This window comes from Bradyrhizobium sp. (genome assembly GCF_035701725.1).
Classification (GTDB): Bacteria; Pseudomonadota; Alphaproteobacteria; order Rhizobiales; family Xanthobacteraceae; genus Bradyrhizobium.
This window is the reverse complement of record NZ_DASSRP010000098.1, coordinates 1-14,486: the sequence shown is the minus strand read 5'-3', so window position 1 is coordinate 14,486 and position 14,486 is coordinate 1. Positions and strand designations below refer to the sequence as shown.

Annotated in this window: 18 protein-coding genes and 1 pseudogene; 2 read left to right on the top strand and 17 right to left on the bottom strand. The window is 62.4% G+C overall.

Annotation, left to right across the window (positions count from 1 at the left end; all coding sequences use genetic code 11):
* Positions 1 to 134, bottom strand: a pseudogene (locus VFL62_RS05400) (ABC transporter ATP-binding protein); the annotation flags it as partial.
* A gap of 367 nt (positions 135 to 501) precedes the next feature.
* Between VFL62_RS05400 and VFL62_RS05395 the strand changes: the two are divergent.
* Positions 502 to 1,101, top strand: coding sequence for a PAS domain-containing protein (locus VFL62_RS05395; RefSeq protein WP_325171344.1), 600 nt, complete (start codon positions 502 to 504; stop codon positions 1,099 to 1,101).
* Positions 1,102 to 1,117: 16 nt separating this feature from the next.
* Here the strand turns inward: VFL62_RS05395 and VFL62_RS05390 are convergent, their stop codons facing one another.
* The 16 genes from VFL62_RS05390 to VFL62_RS05315 all read right to left on the bottom strand — a co-directional run bounded on the left by VFL62_RS05390 (position 1,118) and on the right by VFL62_RS05315 (position 12,587).
* Entirely contained in the window at positions 1,118 to 1,495 is a 378-nt protein-coding gene (locus VFL62_RS05390; RefSeq protein ID WP_325171343.1) for an ArsC family reductase, read from the bottom strand.
* A complete protein-coding gene (locus VFL62_RS05385) occupies positions 1,492 to 2,805 on the bottom strand; it encodes an amidohydrolase (protein ID WP_325171342.1) in 1,314 nt (437 codons plus the stop codon). Before VFL62_RS05385 ends, VFL62_RS05390 begins: the two co-directional genes overlap by 4 nt.
* Positions 2,806 to 3,474: 669 nt before the next feature.
* Positions 3,475 to 3,882, bottom strand: a complete 408-nt coding sequence (locus VFL62_RS05380; RefSeq protein WP_325171341.1) for a DoxX family protein — start codon at positions 3,880 to 3,882, stop codon at positions 3,475 to 3,477.
* A 12-nt stretch (positions 3,883 to 3,894) separates the two neighbouring features.
* The gene (locus VFL62_RS05375; RefSeq protein WP_325171340.1) at positions 3,895 to 4,707 is read right to left on the bottom strand and encodes an SDR family NAD(P)-dependent oxidoreductase; all 813 of its coding nucleotides are present in this window, start codon (positions 4,705 to 4,707) and stop codon (positions 3,895 to 3,897) included.
* 115 nt (positions 4,708 to 4,822) lie between these two features.
* The gene (locus tag VFL62_RS05370) at positions 4,823 to 5,380 is read right to left on the bottom strand and encodes a TetR/AcrR family transcriptional regulator (RefSeq protein WP_325171339.1); all 558 of its coding nucleotides are present in this window, start codon (positions 5,378 to 5,380) and stop codon (positions 4,823 to 4,825) included.
* Positions 5,381 to 5,522: 142 nt separating this feature from the next.
* The gene (locus VFL62_RS05365; RefSeq protein ID WP_325171338.1) at positions 5,523 to 6,227 is read right to left on the bottom strand and encodes a glutathione S-transferase family protein; all 705 of its coding nucleotides are present in this window, start codon (positions 6,225 to 6,227) and stop codon (positions 5,523 to 5,525) included.
* A 9-nt stretch (positions 6,228 to 6,236) separates the two neighbouring features.
* Positions 6,237 to 6,581 (bottom strand): Lin0512 family protein, encoded by a 345-nt coding sequence (locus tag VFL62_RS05360; RefSeq protein ID WP_325171337.1) that lies wholly within the window; start codon positions 6,579 to 6,581, stop codon positions 6,237 to 6,239.
* An 86-nt stretch (positions 6,582 to 6,667) separates the two neighbouring features.
* Positions 6,668 to 7,591 carry a sigma-70 family RNA polymerase sigma factor gene (locus VFL62_RS05355; protein WP_325171336.1) on the bottom strand — a complete coding sequence of 308 codons (924 nt, stop codon included), beginning with the start codon at positions 7,589 to 7,591 and terminating at the stop codon, positions 6,668 to 6,670.
* On the bottom strand, positions 7,588 to 8,346 hold the full coding sequence (locus VFL62_RS05350) for an SDR family oxidoreductase (protein WP_325171335.1): 759 nt from the start codon (positions 8,344 to 8,346) through the stop codon (positions 7,588 to 7,590). Before VFL62_RS05350 ends, VFL62_RS05355 begins: the two co-directional genes overlap by 4 nt.
* Positions 8,347 to 8,432: 86 nt before the next feature.
* Positions 8,433 to 8,702, bottom strand: coding sequence for a hypothetical protein (locus VFL62_RS05345; RefSeq protein ID WP_325171334.1), 270 nt, complete (start codon positions 8,700 to 8,702; stop codon positions 8,433 to 8,435).
* Positions 8,699 to 9,490 (bottom strand): DUF899 domain-containing protein, encoded by a 792-nt coding sequence (locus VFL62_RS05340; protein ID WP_325171333.1) that lies wholly within the window; start codon positions 9,488 to 9,490, stop codon positions 8,699 to 8,701. The genes VFL62_RS05345 and VFL62_RS05340 overlap by 4 nt, the downstream gene beginning before the upstream one ends.
* A gap of 130 nt (positions 9,491 to 9,620) precedes the next feature.
* A complete protein-coding gene (locus tag VFL62_RS05335) occupies positions 9,621 to 10,835 on the bottom strand; it encodes an MFS transporter (protein ID WP_325171332.1) in 1,215 nt (404 codons plus the stop codon).
* A 319-nt stretch (positions 10,836 to 11,154) separates the two neighbouring features.
* A complete protein-coding gene (locus tag VFL62_RS05330) occupies positions 11,155 to 11,583 on the bottom strand; it encodes a DUF1801 domain-containing protein (protein WP_325171331.1) in 429 nt (142 codons plus the stop codon).
* Between the two features lie 12 nt (positions 11,584 to 11,595).
* The gene (locus tag VFL62_RS05325) at positions 11,596 to 11,805 is read right to left on the bottom strand and encodes a hypothetical protein (protein WP_325171330.1); all 210 of its coding nucleotides are present in this window, start codon (positions 11,803 to 11,805) and stop codon (positions 11,596 to 11,598) included.
* Between the two features lie 33 nt (positions 11,806 to 11,838).
* Positions 11,839 to 12,267, bottom strand: a complete 429-nt coding sequence (locus VFL62_RS05320; protein ID WP_325171329.1) for an SRPBCC domain-containing protein — start codon at positions 12,265 to 12,267, stop codon at positions 11,839 to 11,841.
* Positions 12,264 to 12,587: a metalloregulator ArsR/SmtB family transcription factor gene (locus VFL62_RS05315; RefSeq protein ID WP_325171328.1), complete on the bottom strand. Its 324-nt coding sequence runs from the start codon at positions 12,585 to 12,587 to the stop codon at positions 12,264 to 12,266. Before VFL62_RS05315 ends, VFL62_RS05320 begins: the two co-directional genes overlap by 4 nt.
* A 198-nt stretch (positions 12,588 to 12,785) precedes the next feature.
* On the opposite strand from VFL62_RS05315, the gene VFL62_RS05310 reads away from it, so the two are divergent.
* Positions 12,786 to 14,330 carry a Do family serine endopeptidase gene (locus VFL62_RS05310; RefSeq protein WP_325171327.1) on the top strand — a complete coding sequence of 515 codons (1,545 nt, stop codon included), beginning with the start codon at positions 12,786 to 12,788 and terminating at the stop codon, positions 14,328 to 14,330.
* The last annotated feature ends 156 nt before the right edge of the window (positions 14,331 to 14,486 follow it).

The window sequence follows — 14,486 nt, the reverse complement described above, 5'->3', positions numbered from 1 at the left end:
TTGCCGGCACCGTTCGGGCCGATCAACGCATGAATACTGCCACGCCGTATCTTGAGGGAAACGTCGCGTATGGCAAAGAAACCCGCGAATTCCTTGGTCAATCCGTGGGTTTCGAGAATGAACTCATCCGACAATCAAATTCCCCCGCGCGCCATCGCCTGCGGCGTCCGAACCGCGCGTGGCTGGTGTTTTCCTTACAGTGGGTTCCCCCGGGGCGCCTGAATGACCGCGTTGGTTTCGCGTCTTGAAATTCGTCCCGGGACCCACCGCCTCCGGGCGGAATATGCCGTCATCGGCCCTCATTGTGCAAGGCGGAAAGCGGCTCTGGCGGTGCTTGGCCATTAGTCTTATGGCCTTTTCGGCGCCTCGCGATAGCCGGTCTTGCAACTGCACGTTTGGAAAGCAGCCGTTAACGCTGTTCGCCGCGAACCGGAAACCTTCACCAAATCTTTTCGCCTCGGGGTGAAGATTTGGTGTTTCAGCGGCACGGATATCGGCATCTTGGAATTCATCAGCGCCAACCCGACGGTCATCAAGTCGATCAAGCAGCGTGATCTCCTGAACACGTGGCTGCGGCTTTTTGCTCCCACGCAGCGCCTCCCGCGCCTGGTGGATTTTCAGCCCGACCGGATCGAGGAGGAGCTTCCCGACCTCGTCTTCATGACGGTCGAGAAGACCGACCCGCTCGCGATCGTCATCGACAGCGACGGCACGCGGATGTCGGTCGCCTTCGGTTATACGGGCAGGGGCCGCTATCTCGATGAATACCTGGGTCCGCGCCTGGCGCCGCAGGTGATCCCGATCTATCAGCAATGCGTAACGCGCGCCCTTCCCGCCTATTCCATCGCTGATGTCGATGACGCCCGCGGCCGCATCGTCGCCTATGAGCGGCTGCTGCTGCCGTTCTCGGACGGCGGCGGCGTCACTCACATCATCGCCTCGCTGAAGACCATCAGCGAAGACGGCTCTTTCGAGATCATCAACCTGATGCGCGGCAACGATGCGTTGCCGACGCAGAAACTTCGTGCGGTGATCGATCGCGACCTGTTCCATCGCATGCCGGGCCGCATCCCCGCTGCCGACCTCGTCGAGTTCGACTGAGCCTTGCTTGCGGGCCTCACACCTTGGCGCGAGCACCGCCCGCCTTCACTTCCTTGGCGTAGATTTCCGGCTTGAAACCGACCAGCAGCCTGCCGCCGAGGTCGAGCACCGGACGCTTGATCATCGAGGGCTGTTCGAGCATGAGCGCGATCGCCTTGCGCTCGTTCAATCCCTCCTTGTCGGCCTCGGGCAGGTTCTTGAACGTAGTGCCGGCACGGTTGAGCAGGGTTTCCCAGCCGAGTTCGTCGCACCAGGCTTTCAGCTTCTCCTTGGGCGCTCCGGCGGCCTTGTAGTCGTGGAATTCGTAACCGACCTTATGACTGTCGAGCCAGGCGCGCGCCTTCTTCATGGTATCGCAGTTCTTGATGCCGTAGATCGTGATCGGTTTGGTCATTTTCCCCTCGTATACTGGTCGAAGGCGCTCAGCACCGCGAGCGTCATCGCCTCGACCCCGGTCTCGATGGTCGGCTTGGGCACCGGCGCAAACTGCGGCGAGTGATTGGGCGGCAGTTGCGGACCCGTTCCGTTCATCGCCGCAGCAACCCGCTCCGGCTCGTAGACGCCGATATTGAAGAACATCGAAGGCACGCCGGCCTCGATGAATTCGGAAAAATCCTCGCTCGCCGTCACCGGCGGTGAAGTCGCGATCTTGTCGCCAAAGGCCGCCTTCAGCACCTTCGCCGCGGTCTCGACCACGGCGGTATCGTTCATGACCGCCTTGCCGCCGTCGGTGAAAGTGATCTCGGGCTCGGGCGCGCCCGACATCGCCGCCGCCGCTTTCGCGGTTCGCTCGATTCCCGCCAGCATCTTGGCGCGAACTTCCGGCTTGAAGGTGCGGATGGTTCCGCGCAGCACCACGGAATCGGGAATGATGTTGTGCGCGGTGCCGGCATGAATGGCCCCGATGCTGAAGACGCCGAACTCCAGCGGGTCCTTTTCGCGGCTGATCACGCTTTGCACATCAACGATGAATCGTGCCGCGATCAGCACCGGGTCGACGGTTCGTTGCGGCGCCGCGCCGTGACCGCCGCGGCCGCGGAACGTCAGATCGAGGCTGTCGGAATTCGACGATCCGACGCCGGTGCGATAGGTCAGCGTTCCGTAGGCGAAAGGACCATCGTGCAAGGCAAAGCCGAAATCCGGCTTCTTGAACCGCGTGAACAGCCCGTCGGCGATCATCGCCTTGGCGCCTGACACGGTTTCCTCGGCCGGCTGGCCGATGAACATCAGCGTGCCGTGCCATTGGTCCTTCAGGCCGAGCAGCGTCTTGGCGGTCCCGACCCAGCTCGCCATGTGAATGTCGTGGCCGCAGCTATGATCGACGAAGGTCTCCTGCCCGTTCCAATCGGTCTTGTCATGGCTGGCATAAGCAAGCCCGGTCTTCTCCTCCATCGGCAACGCGTCGAGTTCGGTGCGCACCAGGATGGTCGGCCCCTCGCCGTTTTTGTAGATCGCAACCAGCCCGGTCTTGCCGACTTTCTCCGTCACCTCGAAGCCGAGCGCGCGCATCTCGGCGGCGAGCTTGGCCGCCGTCTTCACCTCCTGAAACGCCACCTCGGGATGGGCGTGAATATCCTTGTACAGCGCCTCGAGCTTTGGATAGTCGGCCTCAACGGAAGTTTCGATCGAGGCCTTCAGTTTTGAAACATCCAGTTCGGCCCGGGCGGGCGCAACCGCGGCCACAAGGCAAAGACCGGCTGACATGAAGACTGTTCTGGCAAGCCCGCTCATCGCAGCAAATCTCCCTTGTTCTTGTGACCGGTTGAAACGAGACAATGGCCATTGACCGCACGTAGCCGAAAGCGCCGCGCGAGTATGCGCATTCGTTCCCGCGGCGCAAGACGCCGGGGCTGGATGGCAGGTTTGCCCCCGAAAAGATCGGAGGGCGCAGGGAAAGCCGGATGCGCAGGCGCACCCGCAGCCTCGCGTGCAAGGTAGAAAAGCACACGAGTTAGTCACCACAGGTTCGCCGAACAATCCGGCCTTCCCTGCGCAATGGTTTTAACGGTGTCCTTCGTGCTCGCCCCGGAGACCGGGCTTTCTTGTCTCCGTGGGTGACAACGCTCGCGCGTTGCACCGGATATCAGCGTCGGGATACCAGGCCCACACGACTTTTCCGTCCGCTGCCTCATCACTCGTCAGTTGATGAGCCCAGCGTCCATCGCATCCCGCACCCAACGCTCGTGACGATCGGCCAAACGCCCCTCTTATCGAGGCGGGACGGCAGACTCATAGAGCTGATTTTAGCGGCACCGAAAGCGGATTATTTTTCGCACAAAGGCTGGACTTTGTCGCAGCACCCGCGCCGCCTGATTTGCCCGTCGGGCAAATCAGTCAGCAAAGTAACCTCGTCGCCTCTGTCTTGAGCCGGAGTCAAGTCGAGGAAAGAACCCGCGCCGTCGCCGACAGGCGGCGACCATCCGGCCGCAATGTCCAGGACAGCGCGACAAAGCCAGCAATCACGAACGGCAGAATAAGCTCGGGACCGCGGTCTCCGATCGCGGCGCGCGAAACGATGGCACCGCTGATATCGAAGATCATGCCGGCATACGCCCATTCCTTGAGATAGCGCGTGCCGGGCGCGACGATCACGATTGCGCCCAGAATCTTCCAGATGCCGAGGAAGGGCAGGAAGTATGCGGGATAACCGAGCCGCGTCATGTCTGCGACGAAGTGCGGATTGCGCGTCAGCAGCGCAAAGCCGGGAGCGGCGAACAACGCCGCCGTCAGACCAGTCGATACCCAATAGACCAGGTTAGTCCATGTTCTCGCCTCACCCATCTTGCCCTCCACCTAGGCTCTCATCCGCTTCGCCAGCGTTTGTTCGATCATCTTTCCCATCACGATCCGTGCAATGCTGGCTGGAATCAGCGCGCTCATGACCCGGTTCATCGCGCCCGGCAGACAGAGCGACTGATTGCGCTGCACCGCCTCCAAGGCTTCATCAACGCACTGGCTGGTGCTGATCGGCTTCATCGGCATGGTTGCTGGATCGAGACCGAACTTGGAAAGGATCGCTGTATCGGTCGGCGGCACCACCAATACCGTGACGTGCACGCCCTTTCGGCGGAGTTCGCGATGAAGGGATTCACCAAAACTCTGGACGAAGGCTTTGCTGCCGGCATCGTTTGCCATGAACGGGATTCCGTGGGCCGCGCCCATCGCCCCGCCGAGAATGAGACCGCCGCAGCCGCGTATCGCGAGCCTCGGACTGAAATGATGGGCGATATCGAGATGCGCCAGCGCGTTCAGGCGAAACCGCCGTATCATTTCGTCACGCTTCTCCGAAAGAAAACTTCCCGGATCGCCCGTGCCGGCGTTGGAGACGACGAGACCAATATCGAGATCTTCGACCGCCGCATGAAGGCGCGCGGCAGCTTCCGTCTCGGAGAGATCCACCACGACGCTGCGGGTCTCGACACCGAACTCGCCCTGCAAGTCCTGTCCGAGCCTATCGAGCAGAGTTTCACGGCGCGCGGCGAGCACGACGTTCAGTCCGGCGCGCGCCAGTTGCCGGGCAAATTCTGCCCCGATCCCGGAAGACGCGCCGGTGACAAGCGCCCATGGGCCGAAGCGGTCGATCAATCCACGCTGCTGTTTCGTCATCTCTTTTCTTACCTTCCATGCTCGTCTCACCTTCTTCGGCTCGACGTTTAAGTAAGTTGGCTGACTTAGGTTCGGAGCCAACTGCCCCGCGGCGACGAATCTCACGCAAACAGGCTCAGAGGCCTTCGATCCAGTCTCTCAGGCGCTTGGCCTCCATGGTCACGAGGCCTGGATCGTGAAACGTATGTGCCAGGAGCGAGACGCCCTGCAACGCCGAGAGCAGATGGACGGCCAGGCCACGCGAAGCCTTCCCTTTGCCGAGGGCGCGAAACTGGATCTCGAGCCAGGCCAGATATCGCGAGAATATCTCGGTCGCCCGGCTTGCAACCGTCCCGCCCGCCTTGTGCACTTCGGAACAGAACGTCCCAATCGCACAGCCCCGCTCGGCGAGGGAGTCCCTGTTGCCGAGCACGCCTTCGATGCACCGATAGAGGCGATGTTTCGGCGATGGCTCGGCGTCCCAGCGCTGCAACATGGCGGTCAACTGGGAAAGCCGGAGATCGACAATCGCTTCGCCGATCTCGTCCTTGGTCTTGAAGTAGTAGTAGACATTTCCCAGCGGGACTTCCGCCTCGCTGGCGATATCCGCGAGCGAGGTCGCACCGAAGCCGTTCCGGTACGCCAGACCCACAGCCGCATTGAGCAGCCGTGACCGCTTGTCGACCGGCACCATGTTGCGCTCCGAGTTAGTTGACCAACTTACTCTGTGCAAAAACGCAGGAACCTGTCAAGCCGCTCGCGACGATGATGACGTCATCAGCGTGTGGTCACCACGACAGAGTTCCCCGACTGCCGGCAACAAGCACCGGCCGAGCTTACGGCCGCTTCGGAATATTCAAGCCGCGCTGGACCGCGGGCCGCGCCAGACCACGTTCGAGCCAGGCCGCAACCGCTCCGAACTGATCGAACCCGACCAGATCGCGGGCGCCGTAAAAGCCGATCAGGTTGCGCACCCAGCCGAGCATCGAGATGTCGGCAATGGTGTATTCGTCGTCCATGATCCATTGCCGCCCGGCAAGGCGGCTCTCGATCACTCCGAGGAGCCGCCTGGATTCATTGACATAGCGCTCGAGCGGACGTTTGTCGGCGATCTCCTTGCCGGCGAATTTGTGGAAGAAGCCCACCTGCCCGAACATCGGCCCGATGCCGCCCATCTGGAAATGCAGCCACTGAATGGTCTGCCAGCGGCGCGCGGGATCCTGCGGCAACAGCTTGCCGGTTTTCTCGGCGAGGTATTGCAGGATTGCGCCGGACTCGAACAGGGAAAGCGGCTGACCGCCGGGGCCGTTCGGATCAAGGATCGCGGGAATCTTGCCGTTCGGATTGAGCGAGAGAAACTCCGGCGTCTTCTGATCGTCCTTGTTGAAATCGACGAGATGCACTTCGTAGGGCAACCCGGTCTCTTCCAGCATGATCGAGACCTTGACGCCGTTCGGCGTCGGCAGCGAGTAGAGCTGAAGCCGATCCGGATGCTGCGCGGGCCAGCGACGGGTGATTGGAAAGACGGAAAGATCTGACATCGGCTAACCCTACTTGCCATCGTCGAAGCTGACGATCACGGCGGCATTCGCAATCAGAATGGGATCGTTGCCGATGTCGGACGGAATTTCGAGGCCGCCCTTGACCGCGGTCACCTTCTTGGTGCCGTAGGGCAACTCCTTCGCCACCGCTTCGGTGTCGATCGCTTCCGGATTCGGCACGGCAATCGTGACATCAACGAACATGTCGTTGGCGGTCTTACCCAGCATGCGGAAAAAGCCGAGGCTCGAATGGCGGATGGCGTCCGACACCGCGCGCTTGGCCGCTTTGGTCGCATCGCGGCCATGGACGTCGACGCCCATGCCCATTTCAGTCACACAGCGCACACGTGTCATGTTGCCTTGCCTCGCCTGATTGAACTTTACCGCTGGATATTTTGCACCTGCAGTCAATGTCAACCGGGGGAACCGGCAAATGTTCGTTAGCTGGGCTCGCCACCTCCGGTTTCACGCCGCGGCGCCAGCGCGATCCCCGCATCGTCCACGACATAGCGGGAATAGCGATAGTCGCGGATGAAGCTGATGCGGCCGTCCCGCCATTCCAGCCACATGAAGTAGCTCGGCGCGGCGGCGCCCGGCTCGAACACGGCGATGACCTCCCTGCCCTCCACCCAGGCCGGCTGAAGCCGCACGCCCTTGAAGGTAGCGTAGATGGTGAAGAACCGGCCGACATCGGCCGATCCGGTACGAAGCGGATAAGTCGACTGATGCAGCCTCACGTCATCGGCGAGCAGGGCCCGCAGGCCGTCCCAGTTCTGCGCGTTGAACAGCGCGACATAGCGCGCCACCGCCTCGGACACCGGCCTCGCGGCGGCGAGCGTCACCGCTTGTGCGTTGATTTCGGCAAGCCGCGCCCGGCCACGGGCGAGATGCGCCTTGACGGCGTCGACAGTGAGGTCGAGCAGCTCGGCGATATCCTTCAGCGGTTCGTCGAGCACGTCCTTGAGGATGACGACACTGCGCTGCATGAGAGGAAGTTCCGCAAAGCGCGAAACCGCGGTCTCGACCGCTTCCTGACGCATCAAGGTCTCCATCGGGTCCGGACTTGCTTCATCGGCGACCTCGATGGCCGTTTCGATCGGCTCGGCCCGGCGCACGGCACGGCTGCGCAACAAGTCGAGCGCGCGGTTATGCGCAATCCGAAACAGCCAGGGCCGGAGCTGCGGCATGTCCCTGATTTCATCGAGCGCGGCGAGCGCCCGCGCCATCGTATCCTGCACCACGTCTTCGCCGTCGATCACCGATCCCATCAACCGCGCGCAGTAGCGATGCAGCTCGGGACGGAGCTCGGCCGTCAGGGCCAGAAGCTCCGCCCGCGGATCGCGGTCGGATGGGCTCGCGTTCAAGCCGCCTCTCCCTCGAGCATGGTTATTCCGGTGTCGCCTTTCAGTCCGAACACCACCCCGTCAGCGTATTTCGCCTCTTCGAGGACGGAAACGATTTTCTCCCCGAAATCGCGCGGCGGCATTGGCGCGCCGAAACGCGCCAGAAACGCCTCGCGTTCCAGGCCCGAGGCGCCCGCATAGGCGGCGACCCCGGCATCGCCGACCCCGGTATTGCCGATGATCTGCTGCGGCACAATCGCCTGGAAGCGGATTCCGAGCTTGCCCTGCGCCGAGACGCCATTGGCGTATTTCGCCATCAGCCACAGCATCCGCTTGGCGCCGGCATATCCGCCCGACAGCGGCGAGCCGTTTTGCGCGGCGCCACTCGATCCGACCAGCACGCGGCTGCCGGGCTTGAGCGGAGTTTTCAGCGCCGCCTGCATCCAATACAGACCCGCCTTCACGTCGGTCTCCCAGGTCGCGCTGAAATCGGCCCAGCTCAGCTGGTCAAGGCGTCCCATCGGCGGCTTGGCGCCGGCGTTGAGCACCAGCACCTCGGGGTTGACCTCGGACAGGATGCGATAGGCTTCGCTTTCGTCCGTGATGTCGGCAGAGATGACCTCGGCGCCGAGCCGGGTTTTCACCGCGGCCAGCGCATCGCTGTTGCGGGCAACGACGGTCACCTTGGCGCCGCGCGCGACAAGCGCCTCGACCAGCCCCAGGCCCAATCCACGGCTTCCGCCGGTGACGACGACTTTGGTGTCTTTCAACTTCATGGCGTCTCTCCTTGTTCTGACATCACCAGAACGGTTGAGGCCTGCAAAAAGAGTCGCGGCGGCACTCGAAAAAAGCCGCCACAACATCAGCGATGCCGCGGCGACATCAGCCTCAACCACGGCGCCAACTGAAAGAACGCCATCAGCAGGTACATCGGCGCCATGCCGCCGAGCGTCGAGCCGCCGGCGGCCGCGCAGAGAGCATTTGGTGCGCCGCTGTCGAAAGCGGTCGTCGCCAGCGCCATGACCGTAAAGGATGGCGCGGCCGCCAGATGCAGCCATCTGGCAACGACCTGCGTGGTGAGGAGGCGATGGTCGCCACCACGCGCAACACCGCTCGCATTGACGGCGGTCATGTTTTGGCGCCGGCATCACGGTTGCGGAAGGCGGCTTCGCCGGCGTCCGAGACCGCAACCCATTTCGGATCGGGCGCCGCGTTGGCAACGTAGCTGTCGTTCCAATTCCACCATTTGTACGGCCGCTCCTTGGGATAGGATTCCGGCGACTTTTCCCAGATCTCCTGGCGGCCAAGCGCGGTCATGTCCAGATAGCTCCAGACCGTACCCATCGCTTCGTCGCCGCGGCTATTGATCAGATAGGTGCGGAAGATGCGATCGCCGTCGCGGATGAAGGCATTGTGGCCGTGCCACTCGTCGACGCCGAAGTCGGCATCGAAGCTGTCGGTGATGGTCACCCACGGGATCCTCTCCCATCCCATGCGCGCCTTCAGCCGCGCGATATCGGGCTGCGGCGCCCGCGAGGCGTAGACCAGCGTGGTGTCGCGCGCGTTGAGATGAGCAAGGTTGGAGACCTGGTCGGCGCCGAGCGAACAGCCGATGCAGGCGTGCTCCGGCCAGCCGTGCACGCCGGGCTCGAAGAAGGCGCGGTAGACGATCAGTTGACGGCGCCCCGCGAACAGATCGAGCAGGCTCAGCTTTCCGGCCGGGCCGTCGAACGTGTAGGTCTTTTCGACCGCCATCCAGGGCATTCTGCGTCGCTCGGCCGCCAGCGCATCCTTTGCCCGCATGAAGGCCTTCTCCTTCACCAGCATGGCCTGGTGCGCGGCCTCCCAATCCTTGGACGAGACGATCGGCGGCGTGTTCGCAGGCAGCGAGGTGTGGTTCCGGTCCGGTGATGTCGGCATATCGATCTCTCCCTGTTGACGGAGCAAAGACGTTTGAGGGGCCGAGAAGGAGTCAGGCGATCCAAAGAAAACGCCGCCGGCCTGCCGGCGGCGACTCGATCGCCGAGTTCCCCGCAGCGGCGCGGGCCAGTTATGCTGGCGCGGCAACGACTTGCGGTTCTGTTCTCGGAAACGGCCTGAAGGTCAGGATAATGAAAAACGCGCCGAGGCCGACGACGAAAGAACCGATGTAGAGTCCGGCATAGCTGCCAAAGCCGTCATAGATCATGCCGCCGGCGACCGGACCGGTCGCCATCCCGAGGCTTCCCGCCATCGCCAGCCCGCCGATCACAGTGCCGAGCATCCGCACCGGGAAATTCTCGCGCACCAGCACCGAATAGAGCGGCATGGTGCCGGCATAGATGAAGCCGAACAGTGCGCCGGCGGCGTAGAATTCGGCGAGGTGCTGCGCGAAGACGTATCCCAGCGCGCCGAAGGCCTGCAACAGAAGTCCCGTCACCAGCACGCGCTTGGCGCCGAAGCGGTCGCCGAGCAGGCCGAACACGAGGCGGCCGCCCATCCCGGCAAGCCCCTCGACGCTATAGATCGTCACCGCCGCGATCATCGGAATGCCGCAGGAGACCGCGTAACTCACGGTGTGGATGATCGGGCCCGAATGCGTGGCGCAGCAGAAGAAGTTTGTAGCGAGCAGAATGATGAATTGCGGCGAGCGCAGCGCTTCGGCCAGCGAGATATTCGGCGGCGTATCGCCACTCGCCGGCGCGGCAGGCGCGTCGAGCGCCGGCGCGCGGCGCACCAAGAGCGAAACCGGAATCATGATCGCGGCGACGACCAGGGCCAGGATCTGCATCGAGGTGCGCCAATCGTGGTTGGAGACAAGCCAGGCCGCCAGCGGCGACATCGTCATCGGCGCCATGCCCATGCCGGCCGACACCAAGGACACCGCAAGGCTGCGGTGGGTGTCGAACCAGCCGGTGACGGTTGCCATCATCGGCGCGAAGATGGCCGCCGTGGCCCCGCCGATCATCACGCCAAACAGGATCTGAAACGCGATCAGCGAGGTCGCAAGACTGGCGAGCGCGAGGCTTGCCGCGATCACGATTGATCCCGTCAACACCACCGGCAGCGGGCCGAACCGGTCGGACAGTGTGCCCCAGATCATGCTGGTGAACGCCATCGCCAGAAAGCCGATGGTCATGGCGCTGGAAACGCCGGTCACGGACCAGCCGGTGTCGCGCGCGATCGGCTGCAGCAGCACCGGCAGCGAAAACATGCCGCCGATCGCAACGCAGCCAAGCAGGCCGCCGGCCGCGACCATCACCCAGCGATAACGAGAATTTTCCATTTCTGATCTCCCATTCGACCCTTACTGGGTGGAAGACGAATGGAACATAGCCGCGCCGACAGGCCCGTCGAATAATTTTTTGCTGTCTCAAGGGCGCGAAATCGACAGGCTTGGCCATCCGCCGTAAAGTCGCCGAGCTTGTTACGATGCCGCGCGGCACCGCGGGCGTTCGATCGTTTGGCGCATGACGGCTTTTCGGATGGCTGTCTCTCCCGCGGCAACCCGGATCAGGCCGCCCGCGCATGGCTGCAATCGCAAATCGCGACAAAGTATCGTGAAGCGATATGGAATAACGATTATTTTTTCGCTTCAGGCAACCCTATTTCTTCGCAGCCTTGCCTGTCTTTGCCGCTTTCGCCGCAGACGCCTTCTTCGATTTCTTCAATCTCTCAGCTTGATTGTAGCCGATCGCGGCGCGGACGAGATCTTTCAGCGCCCGCACATTGACATTGTCGCCTTCGAGAAAGTCGATCGCGCGGCGCTCGTTGCCTTCAAGGCCTGCATTGAACAGCTTGTCGGGATCCTTGAGCTTCGCGCCATACATGAAGGTGAGCTTCACCTTGCCCTTGTGCGCGTTACCGACGGCGATGATGCCGTCACGCGACCACACCGGGCTGCCCATCCACTTCCATTCCTCGACGATTTCCTTATCCGCCTCCAGGATAGCCTTGCGGACACTGGCGAGCGTCTGGCCGCGCCAGTCCACCGTTCGCTCGATCAGCTTGTCGATCTGTTCCGATGCATTCATGCGCAGCCGCCCTCAGCCAGCTTTTTCGGACATCATCCGGCGAACGAGATGGCCTTTCCACATCCAAACACCCGACAGCAGCATAACCGGAAAGAAAACAAACCGGGTTGGAGTCGCATAATCCGGAAGGTTCGCGAATGGACTGTAGATATAGCCGATGATCGGGATCGCACAAATGATGTGAATCCAGCGAATGATTGCGCGCAGCGTCGTTTCCTTCATGTCGATTGCGCTCCTATCTCCGATTGCTCGTCTTCAATCGTGCCGCTTCAGCACCTGATCCAGGTTCTCGAAGAATTTCTGCCAACCGAACCTGGCGCCGCCAAAGGCCTGCGGCTGGTCGCTGCGGAAGCCCGACTGCTCCATGCGCAGATGGGTGCCGGTGGCAGTCGGCGTCAGCGTAAAGGTCACGACACTCTGCAGGTTGTAGGCGGCGTCCGCATGCGCGTGGTTCCAGGTGTAGGACAGCGTCCTGTTCGGCTCGATCGTCAGAACTTCGCAATCGAGCACGCCGCCCCAGTCGCCGCGAAGATTGAACCTGTGGCCGACGTCAGGCTTGAAGTCGTTCTTCATCAGCCACTCCTCGATCAGATGGGGCTGGGTCAGCGCACGCCAGAGCCGCTCCGGCGGAAAGGGAAAATCCCGTTCGACAACGACGGAAAGCACCTCGGTCTGTTTGCTCATTGATCCATCCTCTTCAGCAAATTTTCGAGCTGATCGAACCGGCTCTGCCAGAATCCGGTCATCTGGCTCGTCCAGTCGATCAAAGGGGCCAACGCATTGAGCTGGGCACTGTAATGCGTCTGGCGTCCTTCGTGGCGGTCGCGCACCAGCCTGGCCCGCTTCAGCACGCCCAGATGTTTTGACACCGCCGGCTGCGAAACGCCGGAACGCGCGGTCAGTGCCGCAACCGTTTGTTCCCCTTCCCGGCACAATCGCTCGAAGATCGCCCGCCGGGTCGGATCGGCCAAGGTCCTGAAGAGTGTGTCGTGCGCGGAGGGCATATCGATCCATAACTCACTGGTTATGTGCTATCTATAACCGATGAGTTATTGATCAGTCAAGCGGCGTATGCGCGTGCCGCGGCCTTACGTCGATTTAATTTCTTCAACAGGAAGAATTAATGCGCGCGACAGGCAGCGGTAATGCGCCGCTGCTAGCTGATGATCAAGCCAAATGGCTTCAGATGTGGAGATACAATCATGACGGAAACCAATCATCAGCCTCCCCGTAACACAACCTGGTCGGCACGGCGCCTGACGCTGCTCTGCTCGGCGGCGGTGCTGGGATCGGCCCTCGCCTTTGGCGGGCCGCTTGGATACGGCCACCTTGCCGGACAAGCCTTTGCCGCGACGCCTGCCCCGCAGACCGTGAACGCGCCGGGACAGATCGGATTTGCCGATCTCGTCGCCAAGGTGAAACCCGCTGTGATCTCGGTGCGCGTCCGCGTCGACCAGGGGATCGATACCGACGAACCCCAGGCCGACGATCATGATCAGGACATGTCGCCCTTCATGCCGGGTTCCCCGTTCGAAAAATTCTTCCGCCGCTATGGTTTTGAAAACGGCCCACAAGGCCGCATGCAGCGCCACCAGATGGTTACCGGCGTCGGATCCGGATTCTTCATTTCGCCCGATGGTTATGCCGTGACCAACAATCACGTGGTCGACCACGCCAAGTCCGTTGAAGTTACGACAGACGACGGCAGCGTCTATACGGCCAAAGTGATCGGCACGGACCAGAAAACCGACCTCGCTTTGATCAAGGTCGATGGCAAGAAAGACTTCGCCTATGTCGACTTCGAAACCACAAGCCCGCGTGTCGGTGACTGGGTGGTGGCGGTCGGCAATCCCTATGGTCTGGGCGGCACGGTGACGGCGGGGATCGTCTCGGCCGAAGGTCGCGCCATCAGCTCCAGCCCCTATGACGACTACATCCAGATCGATGCACCCATCAACAAGGGCAATTCCGGAGGTCCGACCTTCGATACCAGCGGCAAGGTGATCGGCGTCAACACCGCGATCTATTCGCCATCCGGCGGATCGGTCGGCATCGGCTTCGACATCCCCGCCACGACCGTCAAGATGATCGTCGCGCAGCTGAAGGATAAAGGCGTCGTGACGCGGTCATGGCTCGGCGTGCAGGTGCAGCCGGTCACGGCCGGAATCGCCGAAAGCCTCGGCATGAAGAAAGCCGAAGGCGCGCTGGTGGATGAAGCGCAACCCGATACGCCGGCCGCCAAAGCCGGAATCCAGGCGGGCGACGTCATTACGGCCGTCAATGGAACCGCAATCAAGAATTCGCGCGCGCTCGCACGCGAGATCTCGGCGATGGCACCCGACAGTGAAGCCAAACTCGATATCCTGCGCAAGGGCGAGGCCAAGACCATCACCGTGACGCTGGCCAAAATGCCCGACCGCTTGGAGAAGCAGGCCAAGGCCGACGAGCCTGGAAACGGGCCGACCCGCGGTGTGCCGCATCTCGGCGTCGCGGTTGCGCCCGCCAGCGAAGTTGCAGGTGCGGGCAACCAGGGTGTCGTCGTCACGTCGGTGGATCCCGACGGCCCCGCCGCCGAGCACGGCCTGCAATCCGGTGACGTCATCCTGGATGTCGGCGGCAAGACCGTCGCCAGCGGCGCCGATCTCCGCCAGGCGCTTTCGCAGGCCAAGACCGACGGCAAACACGATGTGCTGATGCGGGTGAAGACCTCGCAAAACACCCACTTCATCGCTATGCCGATCGGCTGAGGCATCGCGAGAGAACCCGCCGCCGGCGCGTCCTCCAGGCGCGGCGGCGGGCGCTCTTTTTCACTCCGAACACTGCACCTCGGCGCGCGGCGCCGGCCGCGCGCTAAAAATCAGGAAGCTGACGGCGGCCATGATCCAGACGCCGGCGCTGGCATA

Bases quoted from the DNA above. Each gene is read 5' to 3' on its own strand.
- VFL62_RS05390 (WP_325171343.1), bottom strand. From the start codon at position 1,495: ATGACCAAACCGATCACGATCTACGGCATCAAGAACTGCGATACCATG.
- VFL62_RS05385 (WP_325171342.1), bottom strand. From the start codon at position 2,805: ATGTCAGCCGGTCTTTGCCTTGTGGCCGCGGTTGCGCCCGCCCGGGCC.
- VFL62_RS05380 (WP_325171341.1), bottom strand. From the start codon at position 3,882: ATGGGTGAGGCGAGAACATGGACTAACCTGGTCTATTGGGTATCGACT.
- VFL62_RS05375 (WP_325171340.1), bottom strand. From the start codon at position 4,707: ATGACGAAACAGCAGCGTGGATTGATCGACCGCTTCGGCCCATGGGCG.
- VFL62_RS05370 (WP_325171339.1), bottom strand. From the start codon at position 5,380: ATGGTGCCGGTCGACAAGCGGTCACGGCTGCTCAATGCGGCTGTGGGT.
- VFL62_RS05365 (WP_325171338.1), bottom strand. From the start codon at position 6,227: ATGTCAGATCTTTCCGTCTTTCCAATCACCCGTCGCTGGCCCGCGCAG.
- VFL62_RS05360 (WP_325171337.1), bottom strand. From the start codon at position 6,581: ATGACACGTGTGCGCTGTGTGACTGAAATGGGCATGGGCGTCGACGTC.
- VFL62_RS05350 (WP_325171335.1), bottom strand. From the start codon at position 8,346: ATGAAGTTGAAAGACACCAAAGTCGTCGTCACCGGCGGAAGCCGTGGA.
- VFL62_RS05345 (WP_325171334.1), bottom strand. From the start codon at position 8,702: ATGACCGCCGTCAATGCGAGCGGTGTTGCGCGTGGTGGCGACCATCGC.
- VFL62_RS05340 (WP_325171333.1), bottom strand. From the start codon at position 9,490: ATGCCGACATCACCGGACCGGAACCACACCTCGCTGCCTGCGAACACG.
- VFL62_RS05335 (WP_325171332.1), bottom strand. From the start codon at position 10,835: ATGGAAAATTCTCGTTATCGCTGGGTGATGGTCGCGGCCGGCGGCCTG.
- VFL62_RS05330 (WP_325171331.1), bottom strand. From the start codon at position 11,583: ATGAATGCATCGGAACAGATCGACAAGCTGATCGAGCGAACGGTGGAC.
- VFL62_RS05325 (WP_325171330.1), bottom strand. From the start codon at position 11,805: ATGAAGGAAACGACGCTGCGCGCAATCATTCGCTGGATTCACATCATT.
- VFL62_RS05320 (WP_325171329.1), bottom strand. From the start codon at position 12,267: ATGAGCAAACAGACCGAGGTGCTTTCCGTCGTTGTCGAACGGGATTTT.
- VFL62_RS05315 (WP_325171328.1), bottom strand. From the start codon at position 12,587: ATGCCCTCCGCGCACGACACACTCTTCAGGACCTTGGCCGATCCGACC.
- VFL62_RS05310 (WP_325171327.1), top strand. From the start codon at position 12,786: ATGACGGAAACCAATCATCAGCCTCCCCGTAACACAACCTGGTCGGCA.